General features: G+C 60.0%; 1 protein-coding gene. It reads right to left on the bottom strand.

The features are described from left to right. Positions 1-250, bottom strand: a 250-nt coding sequence (locus SB724_RS21200; RefSeq protein WP_410572974.1) for a M16 family metallopeptidase, incomplete at both ends; no start/stop codon positions are given.

The following is a 250-nucleotide window of genomic DNA, read 5'->3' as shown; positions in this document are numbered from 1 at the left end:
AGCCGTGACATCCGCGATCCGGTGTCCTCCAAGGCGAGGACAATGCCGCCACTGAGCTGTCCCACGGCTTTACGGAGTTCTTCCTCCGTGATGCCCTCCTTGGCGAGCTTCTCCAGCTCAATGCCCAGGAGCTCAAGAACCTGGCGGACCTTGGATGGCGTGCAGCCAGCGTACATTCCGAAGTAGCCGGCATCAGCGTAGGCGGCAGTGAAGGAATACGTGGAGTACACCAGGCCACGCTTTTCACGTA

This window comes from Bacillus sp. SIMBA_031 (assembly GCF_046535225.1).
Classification (GTDB): domain Bacteria; phylum Bacillota; class Bacilli; order Bacillales; family Bacillaceae; genus Bacillus; species Bacillus velezensis.
Note: the sequence above shows the minus strand (reverse complement) of the source record. Positions and strands in the feature narration are given on the sequence as shown.